Annotated in this window: 23 protein-coding genes and 1 tRNA gene; 14 read left to right on the top strand and 10 right to left on the bottom strand. The window is 70.1% G+C overall.

The genetic code is table 11. The features are described 5' to 3' along the window. From AC3WXD_RS11110 to AC3WXD_RS11120, 3 genes are all read left to right on the top strand, one after another. Positions 1–1,155 (top strand): ABC transporter permease (locus AC3WXD_RS11110; protein ID WP_492323714.1); only part of this gene is annotated, 1,155 nt, incomplete at its 5' end. Positions 1,156–1,170: 15 nt separating this feature from the next. Beyond that, on the top strand, positions 1,171–2,298 hold the full coding sequence (locus tag AC3WXD_RS11115; RefSeq protein ID WP_059412921.1) for an ABC transporter permease: 1,128 nt from the start codon (positions 1,171–1,173) through the stop codon (positions 2,296–2,298). 63 nt (positions 2,299–2,361) lie between these two features. Then, complete coding sequence (locus tag AC3WXD_RS11120; RefSeq protein WP_492323715.1) at positions 2,362–3,819, top strand: TolC family protein; 1,458 nt, start codon at positions 2,362–2,364, stop codon at positions 3,817–3,819. Between the two features lie 279 nt (positions 3,820–4,098). Here AC3WXD_RS11120 and AC3WXD_RS11125 read toward each other — a convergent pair. The 6 genes from AC3WXD_RS11125 to cysS all read right to left on the bottom strand — a co-directional run bounded on the left by AC3WXD_RS11125 (position 4,099) and on the right by cysS (position 10,498). Beyond that, a tRNA-Ser gene (locus tag AC3WXD_RS11125) sits at positions 4,099–4,192 on the bottom strand. Positions 4,193–4,345: 153 nt separating this feature from the next. Further along, positions 4,346–5,596 carry an aspartate kinase gene (locus AC3WXD_RS11130; RefSeq protein WP_029044270.1) on the bottom strand — a complete coding sequence of 417 codons (1,251 nt, stop codon included), beginning with the start codon at positions 5,594–5,596 and terminating at the stop codon, positions 4,346–4,348. A gap of 175 nt (positions 5,597–5,771) precedes the next feature. Further along, complete coding sequence (gene tilS, locus AC3WXD_RS11135; protein ID WP_492323716.1) at positions 5,772–7,220, bottom strand: tRNA lysidine(34) synthetase TilS; 1,449 nt, start codon at positions 7,218–7,220, stop codon at positions 5,772–5,774. Next, positions 7,186–8,157, bottom strand: coding sequence for an acetyl-CoA carboxylase carboxyltransferase subunit alpha (locus tag AC3WXD_RS11140; protein ID WP_020206155.1), 972 nt, complete (start codon positions 8,155–8,157; stop codon positions 7,186–7,188). Before AC3WXD_RS11140 ends, tilS begins: the two co-directional genes overlap by 35 nt. A gap of 116 nt (positions 8,158–8,273) precedes the next feature. After that, positions 8,274–9,113, bottom strand: coding sequence for a DNA-3-methyladenine glycosylase family protein (locus AC3WXD_RS11145; RefSeq protein WP_492323717.1), 840 nt, complete (start codon positions 9,111–9,113; stop codon positions 8,274–8,276). Beyond that, entirely contained in the window at positions 9,110–10,498 is a 1,389-nt protein-coding gene (cysS, locus tag AC3WXD_RS11150) for a cysteine--tRNA ligase (protein WP_059412925.1), read from the bottom strand. Before cysS ends, AC3WXD_RS11145 begins: the two co-directional genes overlap by 4 nt. A 353-nt stretch (positions 10,499–10,851) precedes the next feature. On the opposite strand from cysS, the gene AC3WXD_RS11155 reads away from it, so the two are divergent. The 4 genes from AC3WXD_RS11155 (at position 10,852) to AC3WXD_RS11170 (ending at position 13,719) form a co-directional block, all read left to right on the top strand. After that, entirely contained in the window at positions 10,852–11,595 is a 744-nt protein-coding gene (locus tag AC3WXD_RS11155; RefSeq protein WP_059412926.1) for a tetratricopeptide repeat protein, read from the top strand. Between the two features lie 90 nt (positions 11,596–11,685). Beyond that, complete coding sequence (locus AC3WXD_RS11160) at positions 11,686–12,270, top strand: peptidylprolyl isomerase (protein WP_020207076.1); 585 nt, start codon at positions 11,686–11,688, stop codon at positions 12,268–12,270. Between the two features lie 72 nt (positions 12,271–12,342). Next, positions 12,343–12,843: a peptidylprolyl isomerase gene (locus AC3WXD_RS11165; protein ID WP_059412927.1), complete on the top strand. Its 501-nt coding sequence runs from the start codon at positions 12,343–12,345 to the stop codon at positions 12,841–12,843. Positions 12,844–12,927: 84 nt separating this feature from the next. Then, positions 12,928–13,719 carry a UDP-2,3-diacylglucosamine diphosphatase gene (locus tag AC3WXD_RS11170; protein WP_059412928.1) on the top strand — a complete coding sequence of 264 codons (792 nt, stop codon included), beginning with the start codon at positions 12,928–12,930 and terminating at the stop codon, positions 13,717–13,719. A gap of 34 nt (positions 13,720–13,753) precedes the next feature. On the opposite strand, the gene cysE is transcribed toward AC3WXD_RS11170, so the two are convergent. Then, entirely contained in the window at positions 13,754–14,497 is a 744-nt protein-coding gene (gene cysE, locus AC3WXD_RS11175; protein ID WP_492323718.1) for a serine O-acetyltransferase, read from the bottom strand. A gap of 341 nt (positions 14,498–14,838) precedes the next feature. Further along, positions 14,839–15,756 (bottom strand): RNA methyltransferase, encoded by a 918-nt coding sequence (locus AC3WXD_RS11180; RefSeq protein ID WP_492323719.1) that lies wholly within the window; start codon positions 15,754–15,756, stop codon positions 14,839–14,841. Between the two features lie 166 nt (positions 15,757–15,922). Between AC3WXD_RS11180 and AC3WXD_RS11185 the strand changes: the two genes are divergently transcribed. From AC3WXD_RS11185 to AC3WXD_RS11205, 5 genes are all read left to right on the top strand, one after another. After that, positions 15,923–16,738, top strand: coding sequence for an inositol monophosphatase family protein (locus AC3WXD_RS11185; protein ID WP_020207011.1), 816 nt, complete (start codon positions 15,923–15,925; stop codon positions 16,736–16,738). Between the two features lie 223 nt (positions 16,739–16,961). Further along, positions 16,962–17,177, top strand: coding sequence for an HP1242/YdcH family protein (locus tag AC3WXD_RS11190; RefSeq protein WP_020207012.1), 216 nt, complete (start codon positions 16,962–16,964; stop codon positions 17,175–17,177). 41 nt (positions 17,178–17,218) lie between these two features. Next, entirely contained in the window at positions 17,219–17,653 is a 435-nt protein-coding gene (locus tag AC3WXD_RS11195) for a universal stress protein (protein WP_020207013.1), read from the top strand. 283 nt (positions 17,654–17,936) lie between these two features. Beyond that, positions 17,937–20,630: a DNA mismatch repair protein MutS gene (mutS, locus tag AC3WXD_RS11200; RefSeq protein ID WP_492323720.1), complete on the top strand. Its 2,694-nt coding sequence runs from the start codon at positions 17,937–17,939 to the stop codon at positions 20,628–20,630. Further along, positions 20,627–21,679 (top strand): hypothetical protein, encoded by a 1,053-nt coding sequence (locus AC3WXD_RS11205; protein WP_492323721.1) that lies wholly within the window; start codon positions 20,627–20,629, stop codon positions 21,677–21,679. Before mutS ends, AC3WXD_RS11205 begins: the two co-directional genes overlap by 4 nt. Before the next feature lie 115 nt (positions 21,680–21,794). On the opposite strand, the gene AC3WXD_RS11210 is transcribed toward AC3WXD_RS11205, so the two are convergent. Continuing rightward, on the bottom strand, positions 21,795–22,325 hold the full coding sequence (locus AC3WXD_RS11210; protein ID WP_059412930.1) for an FKBP-type peptidyl-prolyl cis-trans isomerase: 531 nt from the start codon (positions 22,323–22,325) through the stop codon (positions 21,795–21,797). Positions 22,326–22,336: 11 nt separating this feature from the next. Here AC3WXD_RS11210 and AC3WXD_RS11215 point away from each other — a divergent pair, with 11 nt between their 5' ends. After that, the gene (locus tag AC3WXD_RS11215) at positions 22,337–23,545 is read left to right on the top strand and encodes a cupin domain-containing protein (RefSeq protein ID WP_196812842.1); all 1,209 of its coding nucleotides are present in this window, start codon (positions 22,337–22,339) and stop codon (positions 23,543–23,545) included. Positions 23,546–23,744: 199 nt separating this feature from the next. Continuing rightward, positions 23,745–23,975: a hypothetical protein gene (locus AC3WXD_RS11220; RefSeq protein WP_081651328.1), complete on the top strand. Its 231-nt coding sequence runs from the start codon at positions 23,745–23,747 to the stop codon at positions 23,973–23,975. Between the two features lie 112 nt (positions 23,976–24,087). Here AC3WXD_RS11220 and AC3WXD_RS11225 read toward each other — a convergent pair whose 3' ends face one another. After that, positions 24,088–24,876, bottom strand: a complete 789-nt coding sequence (locus AC3WXD_RS11225) for an MBL fold metallo-hydrolase (RefSeq protein WP_020201477.1) — start codon at positions 24,874–24,876, stop codon at positions 24,088–24,090. Positions 24,877–24,916: the final 40 nt, after the last annotated feature.

The raw sequence follows: 24,916 nt of genomic DNA on the forward strand, positions 1-24,916 counted from the left end.
CCGGACGGCCGCCGCGCGGCCAGGTCCGGCGGCTCGGCGCTGGCGCGCACGTGGGCGTTCGGCCGGCGCGAGGCCATGGAGCTGGCGCGCGACAAGCTCCGGCTGGCGTTTGCCATCCTCGGCCCCATCGTGCTGCTCTGCGCCGCGGCGTGGAGCGTGTCGTTCGACGTGGAGAACGTGCGCTTCGCCGTGCTGGACCGCGACCAGAGCCGCGCTAGCCGCGAACTGGTGGAGCAGTTCTCCGGCTCGCGCTACTTCGTGCAGACGGACGCCGCGCGAGACGACGCGGATGCCGACCGGCGCCTGCGCGCGGCCGCCACCACGATGGTGATCGAGATCCCGCCCGGCTTCGCGCGCGACCTGCTGGCCGGCCGGCAGCCGCAGGTCGCGTTCCGCATCGACGGCTCCAGCCCTTTCCCCGGCGCGACCACGCGCGCCTACGTCACCGGCGTGCTGCTGGCCTATGCCGAGGCGCAGATGCGCGCGCAGCCGGCCCGGGCGCCGGCGCTGCCGATTGCCATCGAATCCCGCTTCGTCTACAACCAGGAATTCCGCAGCATCTACGCCATCACGCCGGGCATCGTCATGCTGGCGCTGATCCTGATCCCCACCATGCTGACCGCGCTCGGCGTGGTGCGTGAAAAGGAGATGGGATCCATCACCAACCTGTATGCCTCGCCGGCGAGCGTGGGCGAATACCTGATCGGCAAGCAGATGCCCTATGTGGCGCTGGCGATGGTCAGCTACCTGACCCTGGTGGCGCTGGCGATCGTGCTGCTCCAGGTGCCGCTCAAGGGCTCCTTCTTCGCCCTGTCGCTGGGCGCGGCGCTGTTCGTGCTGGCCGCGACCGCCCTCGGCCTGCTGGTGTCCACCTTCGTGCGCTCGCAGGTGGCGGCCATCTTCGGCACCGCCATCCTGTGCCTGATCCCGTCCGTCAACTTCTCCGGCCTGCTCTATCCGGTGTCCACGCTGACCGGCAGCAGCTACTGGATCGGGCTGGGATTTCCGTCGTCGTGGTTCCAGCTGGTCAGCCTGGGCAGCTTCACCAAGGGCCTGGGCGCGGGCAGCTTCGGCTCCATGTACCTGGCCTTGCTGGGTTTTGCGCTGTCATACCTCGCTGCCGCGCGCCTGCTGTTGCGCAAGCAGGAAACCTAGCCCGGAGCCGCCGAGATGAACCAGTGGTGCAAGAACGTGGCGCGGCTGTGCGGCAAGGAATTGCGCAGCCTGTCGAGCGACATCACGCTGATGGTGCTGATCGCGTTCGCCTTCACGCTGGCCGTGCAGTCGGTGGCCAAGGGCATCAAGGCGGAGGTATCGAACGCATCGGTGGCCATCGTCGACGCCGACCATTCCGAACTCTCGCGCCGCCTGCGCAACGCGATCCGCCCGCCGTATTTCAAGACGCCCGTCGACGTGGACCGGCATGCCGTGGACGAGGAGATGGACCGCGGACGCTATATCTTCGCCATCGAGATCCCGCCGCGCCTCGAGGCCGACGTGCTCGCCGGCAGGACGCCGACCGTGCAGGTGCTCGTCGATGCCACGGCGATGACGCAGGCCGGGCTCGGCTCGGCCTACCTGCAGCAGATCTTCACGCGCGAGGTGCTCGAATTCCTGCACGCCGCCGACATCGAGGCGCAGCTTCCGGTGCGCGTGGAAAGCACGGTGATGTTCAATCCCAATACGGAATCGCACTGGTTCACGTCCACCATGCAGATCGTGGTCAACATCACCGTGCTGGCCATCATCCTGGTCGGCGCCGCGGTCATCCGCGAACGCGAGCACGGCACCATCGAACACCTGCTGGTGATGCCGGTGCGCGCCAGCGAGATCGCCGTGGCCAAGATCCTCGCCAACGGCGCGGTGATCTTCGTGGCCTCCCTGCTGTCGCTGTGGCTGGTGGTCCATCTGTGGCTGAAGGTGCCGCTCTCGGGCTCGCCGGCGCTGTTCGCGCTGAGCACGGCGCTCTACCTGTTTTCCGTCACGGCGCTGGGCATGTGGCTGGCCACGGTGGCGCCGTCGATGCCGCAGTTCGGCCTGCTGGCGGTGCCGACCTACGCCGTGGCCTACCTGCTGTCCGGCGCCGCCACGCCGGTGCAAAGCATGCCGGCCGCCATGCAGCGCGCCGTGCAATTCCTGCCGACCACCCAGTTCGTCAACCTCACCCAGGCCATCCTGTTCCGCAGCGCGGGCCTGGAGGTCGTGTGGCCGCAGTTGCTGGGCGTCACGGCCGCGGGCGGGATCTTCCTCGCGCTGGCGCTCGCGCGCTTTCGCTCCATGCTGGCGCAGCAGGGCTAGGCCGCCATGCCGGAACGCCACGCACATTCCCCCGCAACCACGCCACCCAAGCGGATTTCTGCCTTGAGCCATAGTCCAGGAGCCACCCTCGCCACCCTTGTCACCGTTGCCGGCCTTGTCGCGTGCGTCGCGCTCGGCCTGCCCGGCTGCACCACGGTGAGCGTCACCGTGCCGGGCAGCGTCGCGCTGCCCGCCGCGTTCACGGAAGCCCCCGACCCGGCCGCGCCGGGCGCCGGGCAAGACCTGTCGCAATGGTGGCAGAACTGGGAAGACCCCGAACTGACGCAGCGGATCACCCGCACCCTGCAGGCCAATCCCGATCTGCGCCTGGCGCAGGCCCGCGTGGCGGAGGCGCACGCCACCGGCCGGATCGCCGATTCGGCGCTCTACCCGACGCTCTCGGCGCAGGCGCGCGCCGCGCGCGGCGTGACCGACCTGCGCAGCCCGGCCGGCCTGCCCGACATGTCGCCGGGCGTGGACGGCTACCTTGCCGGGGCCACCGTGGCATGGGAGATCGATGTCTTCGGCGGCCGGCGCAGCGACGCGCAGGCCGCCGCGGCCGTCGCGCTCGGCGCCGAAGAGCAGATGCGCGGCACGCGCCTGATGATCGCCGCCGACGTGGCCGAGAACTACTTCGCGGCGCGCGGCCTGCAGCGCCGCCTGCAGGTGCTGGACCGCAGCGTCGACACCGTGGCGCAGTTGCTGCGCTACACCCGCGCGCGCCGTGCCGCCGGGCAGGCGCTGCCGTTCGACGTGGATCGCGTGAGCGAACAGCTCGACGCGCTGCGCGCGCAGCGGCCCGTGCTGCTGAGCCAGATCTCGGTCCGCGAGCGCCGCCTGGCCGTGCTCGCCGGCGACGCGCCCCAGGGCACCGCCGCGCTGCCCGCGCCGGCGGCATTCTTCGTGCCGGCGCCTCCCGCCGGACAGTTGCCGTCCGAGGTCATCCAGCGGCGGCCCGACGTGCGCGCCAACGCCGCGCTCGTGCAGGCGCAGGCCGCCAGGCTCGGCAGCGCCAAGGCGGAGCTGTTCCCGCGCTTCTACCTGACCTTCCTCGGCCAGGACGGGCGCCTGCACCTGGAGGGACTGCCGGCGCTGAGCGGCTCCGGCGGCTTACTGGGCGTCGGCGTGCAACTGCCGATCTTCACGGCCGGGCGCATCCAGGCCAATATCGACGCCGCGGATGCCCGCCTGCAAGCGGCGCAGGCAAACTACGACATGGTCGTGCTGCGCGCGCTCGAGGAAGTGGACAACGCCTACGGCGTTCGCCGTGGCCTGGACCAGCGCAACGCCACGCTGGATACGGTGGTGGCCACCGCGCGGCGCAACAGCGAAAGCGCCGTGCGCCTCTATGAAGGCGGCCTGCGCACGCTGCAAGACGTGCTGGATGCGCGCGTCGACGCGCTGCGGCGCGAGGACGAGCAGATCCAGACGCAGACGGGCCAGGCCATTGCCTCCGTGCAACTGTACCGGGCGCTGGGTGGAGGATGGCCCGCCGGCCGGGCGACGAACGCCGGCGAATGAGTGGTGGCGCGAGTGAGCGGCATCGGGCGTTCCGCCCAGACCGGCAGAACGGGATCGGCTCTTCTGGCGTGACGGGCTGGCAGTAGTGCCGGATCGGCGTCGACCGTGCGCCGTGCACTGTGCCGACGTGACCGTGAAAACGTGCCGGGACGCGCGGTGCGTGACAACGCGGAAAGTGGGCAACCGGCGGACAGATTCACCCAGTAATGGGTCCGCTGACGGCCCACAAAAAACAAAACCCCGGAAGACCGCGATCTTCCGGGGTTCTGCCGCCATTGCTGGCGGAGACGGAGGGATTCGAACCCTCGATCCAGGTTTTGGCCCGGATGCTCCCTTAGCAGGGGAGTGCCTTCGACCTCTCGGCCACGTCTCCCAAACCTGCCGTTGTGTGAGGGAGGCCACACAACGAAGCGCGTATTCTATCGGGGTGTTTTCGATTGGTCAACGAAGTTTCGATGACCGGCCGCAAAAATTTGTGCACCCCGGCAAAACGTGCGGCGGGCCGGATGCGGCCTGCCGCGCCGGATCACGCCTGATCCAGCTCGAACACCTTGTGCAGTGCGCGCACCGCGAGTTCCATGTACTTCTCGTCGATCAGCACCGAGATCTTGATTTCCGAGGTGGAGATCATCTGAATGTTGATGCCTTCCTCGGACAGCGTGCGGAACATCTTGCTGGCGATGCCGACGTGCGAGCGCATGCCCACGCCGACCACCGAGACCTTCGACACCTTGGGGTCGCCCGACACGCTGGCGGCGCCGATGTGGCCCTTCACGCCGTCGTTCAGGATGGACAGCGCGCGCTGGTATTCGCCGCGCGGCACGGTGAAGGTGAAGTCGGTCTTGCCGTCGACGGACTGGTTCTGGATGATCATGTCGACGTCGATGTTGGCGTCGGCGATCGGGCCCAGGATCTGGTAGGCGATGCCGGGCTTGTCGGGCACGCCCAGGACGGTGATCTTGGCCTCGTCACGGGCAAAGGCGATGCCGGAGATGACGGCTGCTTCCATGTCAGACTCTTCCTCAAAAGTGATCAGCGTGCCCGAGTGCATTTCTTTCTCGAGCGGCATCAGGGGGTCGGTCAGCGACGACAGTACGCGGGTCTTCACGCGGTACTTGCCGGCGAACTCCACCGAGCGGATCTGCAGCACCTTGGAGCCGAGGCTGGCCATTTCCAGCATTTCCTCGAAGGTGATCTTGTCCAGGCGGCGGGCGTCCTCGACCACGCGCGGATCGGTCGTGTAGACGCCGTCCACGTCGGTGTAGATCAGGCATTCGTCGGCTTCGATGGCCGCGGCGATGGCCACGGCCGAGGTATCCGAGCCGCCGCGGCCGAGCGTGGTGATGTTGCCTTCGTCGTCGATGCCCTGGAAGCCGGTGATGACGACCACGCGCCCGGCATCGACGTCGGCGAGGATGCGCTCGTCGTCGATCGATTCGATGCGGGCCTTGGTGAAGGCCGAATCGGTTTTCACGGGCACTTGCCAGCCGGTGTAGCTGATGGCGTCGATGCCCTCGCCTTGCAGCGCGATGGCCAGCAGCGCCACGCTGGCCTGTTCGCCGGTGGAGGCCAGCATATCCAGTTCGCGCGGGTTCGGCTGGGCCGAGATTTCCCTGGCGAGGCCGAGCAGGCGATTGGTCTCGCCCGACATGGCCGAAGGCACCACGACTACGCGGTGGCCGGCGCGGTGCCATTTGGCAACGCGCTTGGCGACATTCTTGATGCGTTCCGGAGAACCCATCGAAGTGCCGCCGTATTTGTGAACGATGAGAGCCATCTTCTTGTCGACGCCAGCGATTGTGCAAAACCTCTGAAAATACACGAAGAGGCGTGCCGAGGCAAGGCGCGGGCGGCCCGAAGAGGCCCCGGCCGATGTGGAGGGCGGTGCGCACCCGCCCCGCGGAGGCCGCCGCGCGCGGCGTTTTTCGCGGCCGCACGGCGCCGGATGCGGCCTATTCGGCGGCCGGCGCCCCGCCCTGCCACGCCGACCATTCGATGCGCCAGCGCGGCGCGGCCGGCGCCTGCGGCCACCGGCGGTGCATGCCGAGGCCGGCCGCGAACACCAGCTGGCCGCCGGCCCACAGCAGCGGCAGGTGCGCGCGCCGCGCCGCCGGCACGCCGGCTTCCTGGTAGGCCTGCTTGAGCGCGCGCGCGGGGCCGCCGGGGCGCAGCACGATGCGTTCCCCGCCCTGCCGCGCGGCCAGTCGCAGCGGCTCGCGCAGCACCGCCTCGGGCACGCCGAAGGTGTCGTCGCGCGTGAAGCGCAGTTCGCCGCGCCACGATGGCGCGGGCAGGCTCGCCTCGCCATTCCAGCGCAGGGCCAGTTCCGGCGGGGACACATCCGGCTCGGCGCGGCAGGCCAGCACGCGGCCCTGGAAACGCCGCAGCACCAGCGCTTCGTGACGGATGGCGGGCTCGCCGCCGTCGTGCCGGATCAGCTGCGCGCGCATGGCGGACAGCCGCGCGGTGGACGGTGCCTGCGTGCCGAGCTCGCGCAGCCACAGGCGCAGCACGGCGTCGGCCTGGGCCGCGGACAACGCGCGCAGCCCGGCGAGATCGAGCTCGGCCACGGTGGCGGCGTCGCGCGGCGGGCGCACCAGCGGCGCCATCCATTCCGTGGCGAGCGCGTCGAGCAGTTCGCCGGCCTGCGCGAGGTGCGCGGCGGCCTGCGCCACGTTGGCGCGCAGCGCCGGGAATGCGGCGGCCAGCGCCGGCATGTGCTGGCGCAGCGCGTTGCGGGCGAAACGCGGGTCGTGGTTGGAGGGGTCGTCGATCCACGGCAGCGCGTGGACCGCGCAGTAGGCGTCGATCTGGTCGCGGCCCGCGTCGAGCCAGGGGCGCAGCAGCACGATCTGCCGGTCCGCGCCCATGCGCCGCAGGCGCGGCATGCCGCCCAGCCCGGCCAGGCCGCTGCCGCGGAACAGGCGCAGCAGCACGGTCTCGGCCTGGTCGTCCTGGTGATGGGCGAACAGCAGCAGGTGTGCGCCGGCCTCGCCGCACATGGCTTCGAGCGCGGCGTAGCGCGCGCGCCGCGCGGCGGCTTCGAGGCCTTCGCCGTGCTGCTGGCCGACGGTGACGCGGCGGCTCAGGAACGGCACCTGCCAGTCGCGGCACAGCGATGCGCAGAACGCATCCCACTCGTCGGCGCGGGCCTGCAGGCCGTGGTGCACGTGCAGCGCCACCACGCGCAGCGGCAGCGCGGCGGCGCACACCGCCGCGCGCAGCGCGTGCAGCAGCGCGACCGAGTCGCGCCCGCCCGACAGCGCCACCGCCACCGTGCCGCTCCGCTCGCCGGGACCAGAAACGACAAAGGCCGCACCGGCCTGGAGGGCCTGTGCGACCTTGTCGGTCAAGCCGGCGGACGGATCAGCCCGCCGTGCCGGATTCCTTGAACTTGCCATAGGCCAGCAAGCGCGCATGGCGGCGCGCCTGCAGCTCCTTCACGTCCATGCCCTGGAACTGGCGCAGCGAATCGGCCAGCGAGCGCTTGAGCATGGCGGCCATGCCCTTGGCGTCGCGGTGCGCGCCGCCGAGCGGCTCGCTGACGATCTTGTCGATCAGGCCGAGCGCCTTGAGGCGGTGCGCGGTCAGGCCCAGCGCCTCGGCGGCTTCGGGCGCCTTCTCGGCGGTCTTCCACAGGATCGAGGCGCAGCCTTCCGGCGAGATCACGGCGTAGGTGGCGAACTGCAGCATCTGCACCACGTCGCCCACGGCGATCGCCAGCGCGCCGCCGGAGCCGCCTTCGCCGATGATGGTGGCGATCAGGGGCACCTTGAGGCCGGCCATCACGTAGAGGTTGTGGCCGATGGCCTCGGACTGCCCGCGCTCTTCGGCGTCGATGCCGGGGAATGCGCCCGGGGTGTCGACGAAGGTGAAGATCGGCAGGCCGAACTTGTCCGCCAGCTCCATCAGGCGCTTGGCCTTGCGGTAGCCTTCGGGCTTGGACATGCCGAAGTTGCGCAGCGCGCGCTCCTTGGTGTCGCGGCCCTTCTGGTGGCCGATCACCATGCAGGCCTGGCCGTTGAAGCGGGCCAGCCCGCCCACGATGGAGAGATCGTCGGCAAACGCGCGGTCGCCGTGCAGCTCGTGGAAATCGGTGAAGATTTCGCGCACGTAGTCCAGCGTGTAGGGACGCTGCGGATGCCGGGCGATCTGCGCCACCTGCCACGGGGTCAGGTTGGCGTAGATGTCCTTGGTAAGCTGCTGGCTCTTGCCGGCCAGCCGCGAGATTTCTTCGGAGATGTCGACAGCCGAATCGTCCTGCACGAAACGCAGTTCTTCGATCTTTGCCTCGAGTTCGGCAATGGGCTGCTCAAAATCCAGGAAGGTGGTTTTCATGAGAATCACACGTACCTGTCTGTGAAGGGGCGCATTCTACCGGAATTCGCCCGCTGAACCGCAAGTCTGCGGATGCAGTCTCGCGCACTTCCTTGCAAATTCTGCGCCCCGTCAGGCTAATAGGTCACTGGCAGCGGGTCAAGGCTGCGCCACATGTACCAGGTGGCCACGGTGCGCCAGGGCTCCCAGTTGGCGGCAACCTCGCGCGCCTCACTGCGCGTGACGGGCTCGCCGCTGAAATAATTGGCCGAAATGGCGTTGATCAGGCCGACGTCGTCGAGCGGCAGCACGTTGGGCCGCATCAGGTTGAACATCAGGAACATCTCGGCGGTCCAGCGGCCGATGCCGCGGATCTGCGTGAGCTCGGCGATGACCGCTTCGTCGTCCATCTCCGCCCAGCTTCCCACGTGCACGCGCCCGGCCTTGAAGTGCTCGGCGAGGTCGACGATGTACTCGGCCTTGCGGCGCGACAGGCCGCACCCGGCCAGGCTCTCGTGCCCGGCCTTGAGCATCTGCGCCGGCGTCAGCCGGGGACAGAGCGCCGCCAGCCGCTCCCACACGGTCTGCGCGGCCTTGACCGAGATCTGCTGGCCGACCACCGAGCGGGCCAGCGTGATGAAGGGGTCGCCGCGCGAGATCAGGTGCGCGGGGCCGTAGGTGGGGATCATCTTGCGCAGGATGCGGTCGCGCTTCATCAGGTCGGCGCAGGCCTCGTCCCAGTAGGCGGGACGCACCGCGTCGACCACGGCCTCGACCGGCAGCGGCACCGCCTGCGCCTCGGGCAGCGCGGGCGCCTTGGCGGCGCGCGCGCCGGCCTTGGGCGCCGGCTTCACCGGCTTGGCGGCGGCCTTGGCCGCGCCTGCGGCCTTGGCCGGCCGGGGCGCGGCGGCCTTGCCGGCCGCGGCGGTCTTGGCCGGCGCCGCGGCCGGCACCGTCTTGCGCGCGGCAGCGTTCAAGCGCGCCTCCACTCGGTGACACCGCCCGGCTTGTCTTCGAGGATCACGCCGCCGGCCAGCAGCTCGGCGCGGATGCGGTCGGCCTCGGCGAAATTGCGCCCGGCCTTGGCTTCCTTGCGCGCGGCGATCAGCGCCTCGATCTGCCCGGGCTGCAGGCCGTCGGCGCTCTTGCCGCCTTGCAGGAAGGCGTGCGCGTCGCGCCCGAGCAGGCCCAGCGTGGCGCCCAGGCCCTTGAGCTGGCGTGCCATCGCCGGCGCGCCGGTGCGGTTGACCTCGCTGGCGAGGTCGAACAGCACGGCCATCGCGATCGGCGTGTTGAAGTCGTCGCCCATCGCGTCGACGAAGCGCTTCGCGTGCGCTTCCTCCCAGTCGAGCGGCTCGCCGTCGGGCTGCACGTCCTTGAGCGCGGTGTACAGGCGCGTGAGCGAATGGCGGGCGTCGTCGAGATGCGCGTCGCTGTAGTTCAGCGGGCTGCGGTAGTGCGCGCGCAGGATGAAGAAGCGCACCACTTCCGCGTCGTAGGCGGCCAGCACCTCGCGGATGGTGAAGAAGTTGCCGAGCGACTTCGACATCTTCTCGTCGTTGATGCGCACGAAGCCGTTGTGCATCCACAGGTTGACGAAGGTCTGGCCGCTCGCCCCCTCGGACTGCGCGATCTCGTTCTCGTGGTGCGGGAACTGCAGGTCGGCGCCGCCGCCGTGGATGTCGAAATGCTCGCCCAGCAACGCGCAGCTCATGGCCGAGCATTCGATGTGCCAGCCCGGGCGGCCCACGCCCCACTTCGACTGCCACTTGCTTTCGGCCGGCTCGCTTTCCTTGGCCGACTTCCACAGCACGAAGTCGAGCGGGTCGTGCTTGGCCTCGTTGGTGGCCACGCGCTCGCCGGCGCGCAGGTCCTCGAGCGACTTGCCCGACAGGCGGCCGTAGTTCGGGAACTTGCGCACCGCATAGTTCACGTCGCCGTCGCTGGCCTGGTAGGCCAGGCCGCGCGCCTCGAGCTTGCCGATGATGTCGAGCATCTGCGGCACGTACTCGGTGGCGCGCGGCTCGTGGTCCGGGCGCTGGATGCCGAGCGCGTCGGCGTCCTCGTGCATGTAGCGGATGAAGCGGTCGGTCAGCGCGCCGATGGTCTCGCCGTTCTCGGCCGCGCGGCGGATGATCTTGTCGTCGATGTCGGTGATGTTCTGCACATACGTCACCTCGTAGCCGGCGGTGCGCAGCCAGCGCTGCACCATGTCGAACACCACCATCACGCGCGCGTGGCCGACGTGGCAATAGTCGTACACCGTCATGCCGCAGACGTACATGCGCACGCGGCCGGGTTCGATTGGCACGAAGAGCTGCTTTTCACGCGCGAGCGTGTTGTAGATATTCAGTGGATACATGAAACGAGGTGAATGGAAGAGAAATCCTGCCGGCAGCATGACAGGTTGCGACAGCGACGGCACAACAGGGCACAGCGACACGGCCAGGCGACAAGGCGACAATCGCGCCAGATCGTCACGCCATTGTCGCGCCATTCGCGAGTCCGGCGATTTGCGCCCGGGCAAATTCCGGCGCGCCCCATATCTTACCGGAAGCGCCCGCCCGCCGTGACGCGCCCCGCGCCTCGCGGCGCACCACGGCGGCGCCCGGAGGCGGCCCGCCGCGCGCCGCGGCGCGCCCGCACAAGCGGCAAAGCGCGGCCCGCGGGCCGCGCTTTGCTAGAATGCCGCGGAGTATAACGGACCGCCCTTACATGAGCCTGTTCCTGCCCACCCTGAAAACCGCTTCACCCAAGCCCGCGCGCCGACGCACCGCGGCCGCGTCGATCGGCCTGGCGGCAATGCTGGCGGGCCTGCTGGCGGCGGCGCCCGCCGGCGCGCAGAACGGGCCGCTCTCGCTGGCGGCGCCGGCCACGCCGCCGGGCGGCGTGCGCTCGGCGGACCCGGGCATGGCCGCGGCGCAGAAGGCCGCGGCGCAGCAACACTACGACGAGGCCATCAGCGGCTTCGACCGCGTGCTGGCCACCAACCCGCGCAATGCGCAGGCGCGTTTCGAGCGCGCCTGGGCGCTGGCCCAGGCCGGGCGCGAGGACGAGGCGATTGCCGCGCTGTCGTCGATGGCCCAGGACTTCCCCGAGCTGCCCGAGCCGCACAACAACCTGGCGCTGCTGTATGCCAGGCGCGGCGACCTCAAGCGCGCCGAGGCGGAATTGCTGCTCGCGGTCGAGGTCAGGCCCGGCTTCTCGGTCGGCTACGCCAATCTCGGCGACGTCTACCGCCGCCTGGCCGAGACTGCCTACCGCGACGCGCTGCGCCGCAACCCGGCGGACGCCGTGGCGCAGGCCGGCCTCCGGCAGCTGACGGCCACCCCGGCCCCGGCGCCGGCAGCGCCGGCCGCCGGCGCGCGGCGCAAGCCGGCCGCCGGCGCCGCCGCGGCCGCCACCGAGACCCGCGCGAGCGGCGCCGCCAGCGATGCCGCCGCCGAACCCGCGCGGTAACGTCACAGACGCCATAGCCGCCGCATCCTCCCTATCCGGCAGGCGGGCCGCGGCCCGTCCCCAATGTTTCCCCGACCCACGGAGTCAAGCATGATTTTTTCGCGTCGCCTCGTCCTTGCCGGCCTGTTCGCCGGTGCCCTGGCGCTGTCGCCGCTGGCCTCGCAGGCACAGCAGACCAGGACCGAACGGGTGCAGTTCGTCACCAGCGCGGGCAAATTCACGATCGAGGTCTACCCCGATGCCGCGCCCAAGACCGTGGCGAACTTCCTCGAGTACGTCAAGAGCGGCTTCTACAGCGGCACCATCTTCCACCGCGTCATCAACGGCTTCATGGTGCAGGGCGGCGGCTTCGACCGCGACATGAAGCAGAAGGCCACGCGCGCGCCGATCCCGCTGGAAGCGCAGAACGGGCTGAAGAACAAGGCCGGCACGGTGGCGATGGCGCGCACCAGCGATCCCAACTCGGCCACCGCACAGTTCTTCGTCAATGTGGTGGATAATTCCAACCTCGACTATCCGCAGCCGGACGGCAACGGCTATGCCGTGTTCGGCAAGGTGGTGGAAGGCATGGATACCGTCGACAAGATCAAGAGCGCGCCTACCACGTCATATGGCCCGATGCACAACGTGCCGGCCGCGCCGATCGTCATCGAGTCGGCCACGGTCGTCAAGTAAGGCTGCACGGCCGCCCCGCCCCGTCGTCACGCCGGGCAACAGCCAGGCAATCACCGAACAGAGGAAAGCAACATGTCCAAGGTAGAACTCCACACCAACCAGGGTGTCATCACCATCGAACTCGACGCCGAGAAGGCGCCGAAGTCGGTCGAGAATTTCCTGTCCTACGTGCGCAAGGGCCACTACGACAACACGGTCTTCCACCGTGTCATCAAGAACTTCATGATCCAGGGCGGCGGCTTCGAACCCGGCATGAAGCAAAAGGGCACCGACGCCCCGATCGAGAACGAAGCCGGCAACGGCCTCAAGAACGACCGCTACACGGTGGCGATGGCGCGCACCAACGCGCCCCACTCGGCCACCGCGCAGTTCTTCATCAACACGGTCGACAACGACTTCCTCAACTTCACCTCGCCGACCCCGCAGGGCTTCGGCTACGCCGTGTTCGGCAAGGTGAGCGAAGGCGCCGACGTGGTCGAGAAGATCAAGGGCGTGCGCACCGGCAGCGCGGGCTTCCACCAGGACGTGCCGCTCGAGGACGTGGTCATCGAAAAGGCCGTGGTGGTCGAGTAAATCCGCGGCGCAGCCCGGCGGTCCGTGCCGCCGGGTGGCGCCGGGTCGCGGCATGATGTCGGGCCAGAACTTCTTTTCCTCCCCATGACCATGCCCCCCTCCACGCCGGCTGCCGGCGCCCTCGCGGTGCCGGAGCCGGCGTGGTTCATTTCCGACCTGCACCTCACGCCCGCGATGCCGCGCACGCTGGCGTCGTTCGAGCGCGTGCTCGAGCGCGCCGCCGTGCAGGCGCGCGCGCTGTTCATCCTCGGCGACTTCTTCGAATTCTGGGTGGGCGACGAGGAGACCGACAGCCCGTTCGCGGCGCAGATCGCGGCCCGGCTGCGCGAGCTGGCCCGCTACGGCGTGCAGGTGTACCTGATGCACGGCAACCGCGATTTCCTGCTGGGCGAGCGCTTCGCGCGCGCCGCCGGGGCCACGCTGCTGCCCGACCCGACCGTGATCGACTGCGCCGGGCAGCGCGTGGCGCTGAGCCACGGCGACATGCTGTGCACCGGCGACGCGCGCTACATGCGCTTTCGCCGCTGGACCCGCAAGGGCTGGGTGCAGCGCGCGTTCCTGGCGCTGCCGCTGGCGCTGCGCCTGCGCGTGGCGCGCCGGCTGCGCGCCGACAGCGAAGCCGGCCGCGCCCGGCAGGCGCGCCGCGACGCGCCGCCCGACTACGGCGACACCGCGCCGCAGGCGGTGGCCGCGCTGCTGCGCGCCAGCCGCGCGCCGGTGCTGGTGCACGGCCACACCCACCGCCCCGCGCGCCACGAAAGCGCCGAAGGCGTGCGCTGGGTGCTGACCGACTGGGACCTCGACGGCCGGCGCCCGCGCGCGGCGGTGCTGCAGCTCGACGCCAGCGGCTTCAGCGTGCTGCCGCAGGCGGACTGAGCGCGCCCGGCGCGGCCCCGCGCCGCCATCATCGTCACTTCATCAGCTTGCGCAGCTCGCTGGCGTCGAACCGGTCGTTCGGCGTGTTCTCGAGATGCTCGCCGAGCCGGTCCAGCGCGGCCATCACGATCTCCAGCCGCTCGTGCTGCTGCGCGGCGTTGTCGATCAGGCTCTTGAGCGCCAGCGAGACCGGGTCGTCCGCGTTGGGCGTGATGCCGTAGGCCGAGAATTCCTGCTTGGCGCCCTGCTGCGCGCCGGGCGCGTCGGGCAGGATGATGCGCGCCGGCACGCCCACCGCGGTGGCGCCCGGCGGCACCGGCTTGAGCACCACGGCGTTGGAGCCGATGCGCGCGCCGTCGCCGATGGCGTAGCCGCCCAGCACCTTGGCGCCGGCGCTGACCACCACGCCCGCGCCCAGCGTGGGATGCCGCTTCTGCCCCTTGTAGAGCGAGGTGCCGCCCAGCGTCACGCCCTGGTAAATGGTGCAGTCGTCGCCGATCTCGGCGGTCTCGCCCACCACCACGCCCATGCCGTGGTCGATGAACACGCGCCGCCCGACCTTGGCGCCCGGGTGGATCTCGATGCCGGTGAGAAAGCGCGACCAGTGCGAGATCCAGCGCCCCAGCCAGTGAAAGCCCGCGTTCCAGCAGGCGTGCGCGAAGCGGTGGAACACCACGGCATGCAGGCCGGGATAGCAGGTCAGCACCTCGAGACGGCTGCGCGCGGCGGGATCGCGCCGCATGATGGCGTCGATATCTTCCTTCAGACGAGAGAACATCGTGGTCGTGTCGTGTTGCCCTGCCGTGCGCCGCGGGCCCCGGCCCGGTCAGGTGCGCCGGGGTGGAAACGCGATCGCCGGCATGGTCGTTGGCCGGTGGGAACGGAGCAGGGAGTGTAAGAGATTTGGTGCCCTGCTGCCGTCATGGACATTGACTGCGCGTGCGCCGCCCCGTCCGCGCTGGCGGACGCCGGCGGCGCCGGCCGTCAACATCGCGCGGGCGCGCGGAACGGCCCGGCCGTCGAGCCGGCTACCGGGCCGGTTGTCGGGCCAACTGCCGGGCCGGTCGTCGTCAGGCCGATCGCGTGGATCGCGCCGAAGGCAGGAATCTGCACCACCGCTTACGTCTCCTGTTTGCCCGGCGCGCGCGCGGCGCCGGGGACCTCGCCGCGCGCGGCCAGCAGCATGTGCTTGGCGATGCCGCGCAGGATGTTCACTTCTTCGCGCTCCAGCCCGCTGCGCGCCAGCAGCCGGCGCAGGCGCGGCATCAGCTTCTTGGGCGCGGCCGGGTCGAGAAAGCCGATCGCCTCAAGCCCCGTCTGCAGGTGGCCGAACATGGCCTCGACCTGCTCGGCGGTGGCCGGCTCGCCAGCATAGCCGATCTCGGCCAGCGGCGTGGCGCGCGGCTCCAGCAGGGCCAGCCGCATCTCGTAGGCGATCAGCTGCACGGCCTGCGCCAGGTTGAGCGAAGTGTAGGCCGGGTTGGCCGGAATGTGCGTGACCGCCGCGCAGCGCGCCACGGCCTCGTTGGGCAGGCCGAAGCGCTCGTTGCCGAACACGAAGGCCACATGCGCGCCGGCCGGCGGCTCGCCGGGCGTGGCGGCCAGGCGCGCGGCGATGCGGCCGGCGGCCTGCGCGGCGGCGTCGCGCGGCAGCAGGCGCGGCGGGCCGAACTCGCGCTGGCGCGCGGTCAGCGCCACCGCGTAGGCGGTGCCAGCCAGCGCGTGCTCGATGCCGTCCACGATCACCGCGCCGGCCAGCACGTCGTCGGCGCCGCTGGCCATCGCCACCGCGTCCGGATGCGCGCGCACTTCCAGCTCGCGCGGCGCGACCAGCACCAGGCTGCCCGGCACGGCGCCGAAGCCCATCGTCTTGATGGCCCGCGCGACCGCGCCTACGTTGCCGGGATGGCTGGTCTCCACCAGCACGAAGCGCACGGCGGCGAAGGCCGCGGGTGCACCCTGCGTCATATCCACTGGCTGGCGCGGCGTGGCGGCGGCGTCGCCGGCGGCGGCACTCGTCTGGTTCGGCGGGTTCATATACAATCCAGGCTTCATCTTCGGTGCGCCGCCCGTTCCGCCGGTTTCCGGCCAAGGCGACGCGCCCGTTCTTCTACAATTCGTTGTGTTGTCAGCCGCCCCCGGAGGGCAGCGCGTCCGGCCTTTCGCGCCGGGTGGCGCACTCCTGGCCGGCCTGGAGAGATTCATGCATCCGATGCTCAATATCGCCGTCAAGGCGGCCCGCAAGGCAGGTTCCGTTATCAACCGCGCGTCAATGGACGTCGACCGGGTCCATGTCTCCCGCAAGCAGCACAACGATTTCGTCACCGAAGTCGACCGCGCCGCCGAGGCCGCGATCATCGAGATCATCCACACGGCCTACCCGGAACACGCCATTCTAGCGGAAGAGTCCGGCCAGTCCTGGGCCGAGGGCGAGGAAGCCGGCGAATACACGTGGGTGATCGACCCGCTCGACGGCACCACCAACTTCATCCACGGCTTTCCCCAGTATTGCGTCTCCATCGCCCAGCTGCACAAGGGCGTGCCGGTGCAGGCCGTGGTCTACGACCCCACGCGCGACGAGCTCTTCACCGCCAGCAAGGGCGCCGGCGCGTTCCTGAACAACCGCCGCATCCGCGTCTCGCGCCGCGACAAGCTGGCCGACTGCCTGGTCGGCACCGGCTTCCCGTACCGCGACCTGGCCGGCCTGGACCAGTACATGGAGCTGTTCGCGCTGATGACGCAGAACTGCGCCGGCCTGCGCCGCCCGGGCGCCGCCGCGCTGGATCTGGCCTACGTGGCCTGCGGCCGCACCGACGGCTTCTTCGAGCAGGGCCTCAAGCCCTGGGACATGGCCGCCGGCATGCTGCTGGTGACCGAGGCCGGCGGCCTGACCGGCAACTACGCTGGCGAGGCGCGCCAGCTCGAGCAGGGCGAGATCCTGGCCGGCAACCCCAAGGCATTCGCGCAGATGGTGCGCCTGCTGTCGCCGTTCTCGGCCGACCACGCCAAGGCGGCCTGAGCCTCCCCCGCCGCCCGCGCGCAACGCCCGCCCCTCACGGAGCGGGCGTTTTCGTTTGCGCGCGGGCGGCGCATACGCCGTGTGAGCCTGATCCATATCAAGGCCCGCGGTGCCGCGCCGGCACACAATGAAGGCATGCGCTGCCGGCACCCTCGCCCTGGCGCGGGCCCCCGCCCGCTGCAGGCCGCCGCGCAGCCCGGACCGCCACTTCAAGGAGCCTCGCATGTTTCCCGAATTCCGCGAACTGATCTCTGTGCTCAAGGCACAGGACACGCACTTCGCCAAGCTGTTCCATCGCCACAACGAGATGGACCAGGAAATCAAGAACATGGAAGCCGGGCTGGTGCCGGCCGACAGCACCGCCATCGAGTCCCTCAAGAAAGAAAAGCTCAAGCTCAAGGACGAGCTCTACGTCATCCTGCGCAAGGCTTCGGCCTGAAGCACCGCCCCCTCCCCAACGCCCCAACCCAGGTACCACCCATGTTCAAGCACATCCTCCTCCCCATCGACGGTTCCGAGCTTTCCCAGAAGGCCGTCGGCGCCGCCATCGAGTTCGCCCGCGCCACCGGCGCCAAGCTGACCGCCTACATGAGCCTGGAGGAATATCCGTTCCTGCCGACCAGCGACGCCACCCACGAGAAGCGCTCGGTGTTCGAGCAGCGCGTCGAGGCCGCCGCGCGCGCCGAGCTGTCGCGCATCGAAGCGTCCGCGGCGCTGGCCGGCGTGCCGTGCAACGCCGTCACCTCGGTTTCGGCCGCGCCGTACCGCGGCATCATCGCCACCGCCGCCGAGCAGGGCTGCGACGTGATCTTCATGGCATCGCACGGCCGCAGCGGCATCAGCGGCCTGCTGCTCGGCAGCGAAACGCAGAAGGTGCTCACGCACAGCACCATCCCGGTGCTGGTGTTCCGCTGAGCGCACGCGCGCCAGCCCTCCCTCCGCGCCCCGCTCACCGGGGCGCGTTGCCGTGCCCGGCGCCCTCGCCGGGCGCCGCCGGCCCCAAGCCGCGCGGCCGGTGCTGTACCATATCGCCCATCTTCCGAAATACCCCCTTGCGTCCCGAGGCAGGCCCCTCGCGCGGCCGGATTGTTTCCGCCGCGCCCGCGCCGCGCGCCGTGCGCGCCGATCGGGCCGGCAAGGCGGTGGCAAGCACGGGGGCGCCGGCAGCGGCCCTCCGTGCCAAACAGGTTTAATGGCAATGGGATTGCAGAAAAAGACGGACCCGGACCAGACGGCGGCGGAGGCTTCCGGCGCCAAGCACACGCCGATGATGCAGCAGTATCTGCGCCTCAAGGCCGACCATCCGGACACCTTGCTGTTCTACCGGATGGGCGATTTCTATGAACTCTTCCATGACGACGCGGAGAAAGCCTCGCGGCTGCTGGACATCACGCTGACCGCGCGCGGCGCCTCCAACGGCGTGCCGATCCGCATGGCCGGCATTCCGTTCCACTCGGTGGACCAGTACCTCGCGCGCCTGGTCAAGCTGGGCGAATCGGTGGCGATCTGCGAGCAGATCGGCGACCCCGCCACCAGCAAGGGGCCGGTGGAGCGCAAGGTGGTGCGCATCGTCACCCCCGGCACGCTGACCGACGCGGCGCTGCTGCCGGACAAGGCCGACACCTTCCTGATGGCGGTGCACCAGCACACCACGCGCCGCGGCGTGAGCAAGATGGGGCTGGCCTGGCTCAACCTCGCCAGCGGCGAGCTGCGCCTGATGGAGTGCGAAGTGGCGCAGCTGGGCCGCGAACTGGAGCGCATCCGCCCGGCCGAGCTGCTGTTCGCCGACGGCATCGAGCTGCCGGCGCTGGCCTGCGCGCGCACGCGCCTGCCGGAATGGCATTTCGACCAGGAGGCCGGCACACGCCGCCTGCGCGAGCAGCTCGGCGTGGCCAGCCTGGACCCGTTCGGCTGCGCCGGGCTGGGCGCGGCGCTGGGCGCGGTGGGCGCGCTGCTGAACTACGCGGCCTCCACCCAGGGCCAGTCGCTGCGCCACGTGCAGGGCGTGACGGTCGAGCGCGAATCGGAATTCGTCGGCCTGGACACCGCCACGCGCCGCAACCTGGAGCTGACCGAGACCCTGCGCGGCGGCGAGTCGCCCACGCTGTTCTCGCTGCTCGACACCTGCGCCACCACGATGGGCAGCCGCCTGCTGCGCCACTGGCTGCACCATCCGCTGCGCGACCGCGCGCTGCCGCAGGCGCGCCAGCAGGCCATCGGCGCGCTGCTGGAGCAGGGCATCGAGCCGCTGCGCGCGGCGCTGCGCCGGCTGTCCGACGTGGAGCGCATCACCGCGCGCCTGGCGCTGCTCAACGCGCGCCCGCGCGACCTGTCCTCGCTGCGCGACACGCTGGCCGCGCTGCCCGAGGTGCAGGCCCGCGTGCGGCCCGACGAGGCCGCGCCGCTGCTGAGCCAGACCGTGGCCGAGCTGGCCGTGCCGCAGGACTGCCAGGCGCTGCTGGTGGCCGCGGTGGCGCCCGAGCCGGCCAGCGTGGTGCGCGACGGCGGCGTGATCGCGCGCGGCTTCGACGCCGAGCTCGACGAGCTGCGCGACATCTCCGAGAACTGCGGCCAGTTCCTGGTCGACCTGGAGACGCGCGAGCGCACCCGCACCGGCATCGCCAACCTGCGCGTGGAATACAACCGCGTGCACGGCTTCTACATCGAAGTGACCAACGGCCAGGCCGACAAGGTCCCCGACGACTACCGCCGCCGCCAGACGCTGAAGAACGCCGAGCGCTACATCACGCCCGAGCTCAAGGCCTTCGAGGACAAGGCGCTGTCGGCGCAGGACCGCGCGCTGGCGCGCGAGAAGCAGCTCTACGACGCGCTGCTGCAGCAGTTGCTGCCGCATATCGGCGAGCTGCAGCGCGTGGCCGGCGCGCTGGCCCGGCTGGACGTGCTGGCGGCGCTGGCCGAGCGCGCGCAGACGCTGGACTGGACCCGGCCCGAGCGCGTCGACGAGAACGCCATCGACATCGCGCAGGGCCGCCATCCGGTGGTGGAAGGCCAGCTCGCGTCGGAGTCGGTGCCGTTCATCGCCAACGACTGCCAACTGACCGAGGCACGCAAGCTGCTGCTGATCACCGGCCCGAACATGGGCGGCAAGTCGACCTTCATGCGCCAGACCGCGCTGATCGTGCTGCTGGCCTGCGTGGGCGCCTACGTGCCCGCGCGGCGCGCGGTGATCGGCCCGATCGACCGCATCTTCACCCGCATCGGCGCGGCCGACGACCTCGCCGGCGGGCGCTCCACCTTCATGGTGGAGATGACCGAGGCGGCCGGCATCCTGCACAACGCCACCCCGGCCAGCCTGGTGCTGATGGACGAGATCGGCCGCGGCACCTCGACCTTCGACGGCCTCGCGCTGGCGTGGGCGATCGCGCGCCACCTGCTGGCGCACAACCGCAGCCACACGCTGTTCGCCACGCACTACTTCGAGCTCACGCAACTGCCGCAGGAGTTCACGCAGGCGGCCAACGTGCATCTCTCGGCGGTGGAGCACGGCGACGGCATCGTGTTCCTGCACGCCGTGCAGGACGGCCCGGCCAGCCAGAGCTACGGCCTGCAGGTGGCGCAGCTGGCGGGCGTGCCGCAGCCGGTGATCCGCGCCGCGCGCAAGCACCTGGCTTGGCTGGAGCAGCAGTCGGCCGACGCCACGCCCACGCCGCAGCTCGACCTGTTCGCCGCGCCGCCGGCGCCGGACGAGGAGGCATACGAGGACGACTACGCGCAGCCCGCCGCGGCGCAGGGCGGCGCGATGTCGCCGGAGCAGTCCGCGCTGCTCGACGCCATCGGCGGGCTCGACCCCGACAGCCTGACCCCGCGCGAGGCACTCGACGCGCTCTACCGGCTGCGGGCGCTGGCCAGGGATGCGGTAGCCACCGCATGACGCCGACCGGGCCGCGCCGCCGCCACGCGCCGGCGCGCACGCTGGCCCGCGCCGTGCTGCTGGGCGCGGCGCTGGCCCTGCCCGCGCTGCACGCGGCGGCGGCGCCCCGGCGCGCCGCCGCGCCGGCCGCCGCGACCGTGCGCCTGGCGCTGATCGCCGACCAGCCGCAGTGGCCCGCGGCCGAGGCGCGCACCGCGCGCCTGCTCGACTACGCCGCCGAGCGCCGGCTCGATTTCGTGGTGCACCTGGGCGGCATCAAGGGCGACACCGAATCGTGCGGCGACGCCCTGCTCGCGGCGCGCCAGCGCCTGCTCGACCAGTCGCCGCTGCCGCTGGTCTACCTGCCCGGCGAAACCGACTGGGCGGAATGCCAGCGCGACGTGAACGGCCATTTCGACGCGGTGGAGCGCCTCAACCGGCTGCGCGAGCTGTTCTTTCCCGACGACGCCACACTGGGCCAGCGCACCGCCGCGCTGATGCGGCAGTCCGACCAGGCCACCTTCCGCAGCTACCGCGAGAACGTGCGCTGGAGCGCCGGCGGCGCGCTGCTGGTGACGCTGAACCTGCCCGGCGACAACAACCACTATCGCTCCGAGGGCGGCCGCAACGGCGAGTTCGAGGACCGCCGCGAGGCCAACCGCCAGTGGCTCGCGCGCGCGTTCTCGCTGGCGCAGCAGCAGAACCTGCCCGGCATCGTGGTGCTGGTCCACGCCGATCCGCAGTTCGGCAACGGCTGGGAGCAGCGCGGCAACCCGTCGCTGTTCGATGGCTTCCTGCGCCGCCGCGCGCGCGACGGTTTCCTGGAATTCAAGCGCCAGTTGCGCGAACTGGCCGCGCGCTATCGCGGCCAGGTACTGCTGGTGCATACCAGCCTGGGCGGCTTCGGCATCGACACGCCGCTGCGCGATGCCGGCGGCAAGACGCTGCGCAACGTGACCCGCGTGGCGCTGCCGGCCGGCGCGCCCGGGCAGTACGCCGAACTGGCGATCACGCCGGGCTCGCCCAGGCCGTTCGAGGTGACGCTCAGGGACGGCCCGGGGCCGGACTGAGCGGCGCGGGGGACGATGCGGCGGCCAGGATGGTAGCCAATGCGGTGGCCCATGAAAGCGAAAAGCCGGCAAAGCCGGCTTTTCGGGAGCGAACGTGCTGCGCGGCGGTGCGCACTCAGTGCAGCGTGCGCTTGCTGTCGTCCTCGTCTTCGTCCTCGTCCACCACCTCGACGCCCGAGGCGCCGTGGGCGTGGCCATGCTGGACTTCGTCGTCGGTGGCTTCGCGCACTTCCGACACCTGCAGCCAGAAGCGCAGCGCCATGCCGGCCAGCGGATGGTTGCCGTCGAGCACGACCTTGTCTTCGGCCACGTCGGTCACGGTATAGATGATCGAATCGTCTTCGTCGCCGTCCTCGGGCACGCCCTCGAACTGCATGCCGATCTCGAGCGGCTCGGGGAAGCGGTCGCGCGGCTCCACCTTGACCATCTCGGCGTCGTAATCGCCGAACGCTTCGTCGGGCTCGAGCTGGAGCTGGGTCTCGAAGCCGGCTTCGTGGCCTTCCAGCGCTTCCTCGATCTTGGGGAACGTGCCATCATAGCCGCCGTGCAAATAGACCATCGGCTCATCCGATTCCTCGATCAGATTGCCCTGCGCATCCGACAGCTTGTACACCACGGATACCACCGTGTTCTTAGCGATTTTCAATTCTTGACTCCATGAACGATTCCGCATTATACGCGCAGGCCTTGCCCCCCGGCCCCGTCGATCCAGACGTGCCGCTCCCCCTGCTGGGAGGCATGACGCCGGCCGCTTTCATGCGCGATATCTGGCACCGCAAGCCCCTGCTGATCCGACAGGCCATACCGGGAATCGTGCCGCCGGTATCGCGCGAGTCCCTTTTCGAACTGGCCGACCGGGACGACGTCGAGTCCCGCCTGGTGTCGCACTTCCGCAACCGCTGGAAGCTCGAGCAGGGCCCCTTCGCCGCCGACAACCTGCCCTCGCTCAAGACGCGCCAATGGACCCTGCTGGTGCAGGGCGTCAACCTCCACGATAGTGCAGCCGCGGCATTGCTGGGGCAATTCCGTTTCGCCCCCGATGCGCGCCTGGACGACCTGATGGTCAGCTACGCCACCGACGGCGGCGGCGTGGGTCCGCATTTCGACTCCTACGACGTGTTCCTGCTGCAAGTATCGGGCCGGCGGCGCTGGCGCATCTCGTCCCAGCCCCGGCTCGACCTGGTGCCGGACCTGCCGCTCAAGATCCTGGCCGACTTCACGCCCGAGCAGGAATGGGTGCTGGAACCCGGCGACATGCTCTACCTGCCGCCGCAATACGCGCACGACGGCGTGGCCGAGGGCGAGTGCATGACCTACTCCGTCGGCTTCCGCGCGCCGGCCTACCGCGAGCTGGCCGGGCATTTCCTGGCCTGGCTGTCGGAGACGGTCGAGGACAACGAGGAACTCGAGGGCCGCTACGCGGACCCGGGCGAGGCCGCCACCGCGCGGCCGGCGCAATTGCCGGCCGGCATGGTGCGCGCGGTCGGCGAGCGCCTCGGTGCCCTTCGTTGGTCGGGTAGCATGATTTCCGAGTTTCTGGGCACCCACCTTTCCGAGCCGAAGCCGAGCGTGGAATTCCCGGAGATACCGGAAATCACGCTGAAGAAATACACCAAGCTGGCACTATCTCACGGCATCGTGCTGGCGCCGGGATCGATCGCGCTGTACGACCGCACCCATTTCTTTATCAACGGCGAAGCCTACGAACCGCCCGCGGAACTGGCGCGCTGGCTGCGCCAACTGGCCGACCGGCGCCATCTGAGTGCCGCCGAAGTGGCCGCCAGCGCCGCTCTGCCCGACCTGATGGAGACCTTTCATCACTGGGCGCTGGAGGGTTGGCTGCAATTTGCGCCATCTCCGCTGTAATAATCCGTAACAAGCAAAAACAGGAAAAGACAGCGCTACACAAGCCGGGAAAACGCGGATATAATCGTCGGCTGGCTAGTACTGTGTACCACTGCATTTGTCGGCACCCGGGAGAGCCTCTATTTTGCAGTTCAAGAGCGATAATTACCGGTAATTATTCATCGCCTGTTTTTCTGTTATTAAAGTTAAAGGACGAACAATGAAGAAGTCTCTCCTGATCGCATCGCTGCTCGCCGCCGTTGCTCTCGCCGCTTGCGGCAAGAAAGAAGAAGCCGCCGCTCCCGCACCGGAAGCTTCGGCTCCCGCCGCTGCTGCTCCGGCACCGGAAGCTTCGGCTCCCGCTGCTGCCCCGGCTGCTGACGCTTCGGCTCCGGCCGCTGACGCTTCGGCTCCCGCTGCCGACGCTTCGGCTCCTGCTGCAAAGCAGTAATCGGTCTCGACCGATAAGAAAGCCGACCTTCGGGTCGGCTTTTTTTCGTCCATGCGGTTCGTTTCCGCACCGGCTGTCGCATGGCAGCCACACGCGCGGCGGCGCCCCGGATTCAGGCCCTGACCGGCTGCCAGCCCAGCCCTTCGTGCTGGTCCGCCACCAGGATCTCGCTGGCCGCCGCGGAAAGTGCTCCCGCCAGCGCTTGCGTCGCCAGTTCCCGCGTATTGTTCTGCTGACTCAGGTGCGCCGCCACCACGCGCTGGAGTCCCGGGTGCGCCACGCGCGCCAGGATCCCGGCCGCGACCTCGTTGGCGAGGTGGCCGAAATCGCCGCCGATGCGCCGCTTCAGCGAGGCCGGATAGGCGGAGTTGCGCAGCATCTCGCGGTCATGGTTGCACTCGAGCACCAGCGCGTGCACGCCCGACAGGCGCGCGGTGATGTACGGCGTTTCCATGCCGGCGTCGGTCAGCACGCCGAGCTTCGCGTCGCCGTCGCCGAGCACGAACTGCAGCGGCTCGCGCGCGTCGTGCGGCACCGTGTACGGCAGGATCTGGAGCGCGCCGATGGCCAGCGGATGGTCGGCGCAGCAAACCCGCACGTCAGCGGTCTCGGCCCCGCGCAGGTGCGAGGTGGCCAGCCAGGTGCCGTGGCTGGTGTAGACCGCCAGGTCGTGGCGCGACGCGAATGCGTAAGCCGAGCCGACGTGGTCGCCATGCTCGTGCGTGACCAGCACCGCGTCGAGCTGGTCCGGCGTGACACCGAGCCGCTCGAGCCGGCGCGCGGTCTCGCGGATGCCGAAACCGCAGTCGAGCAGCACCCGCGTGGTGGCGCTGCCCTCGCGCGCTTCGATCAACAGGGAATTGCCCTCGCTGCCGCTGCCGAGAAAGGCGAAGCGCATCATGCGCCGGCCTCGCGCGGCAGCTTGCGGGAGCCTCCCGCGG

This window comes from Cupriavidus sp. FW216-B1 (genome assembly GCF_058789195.1).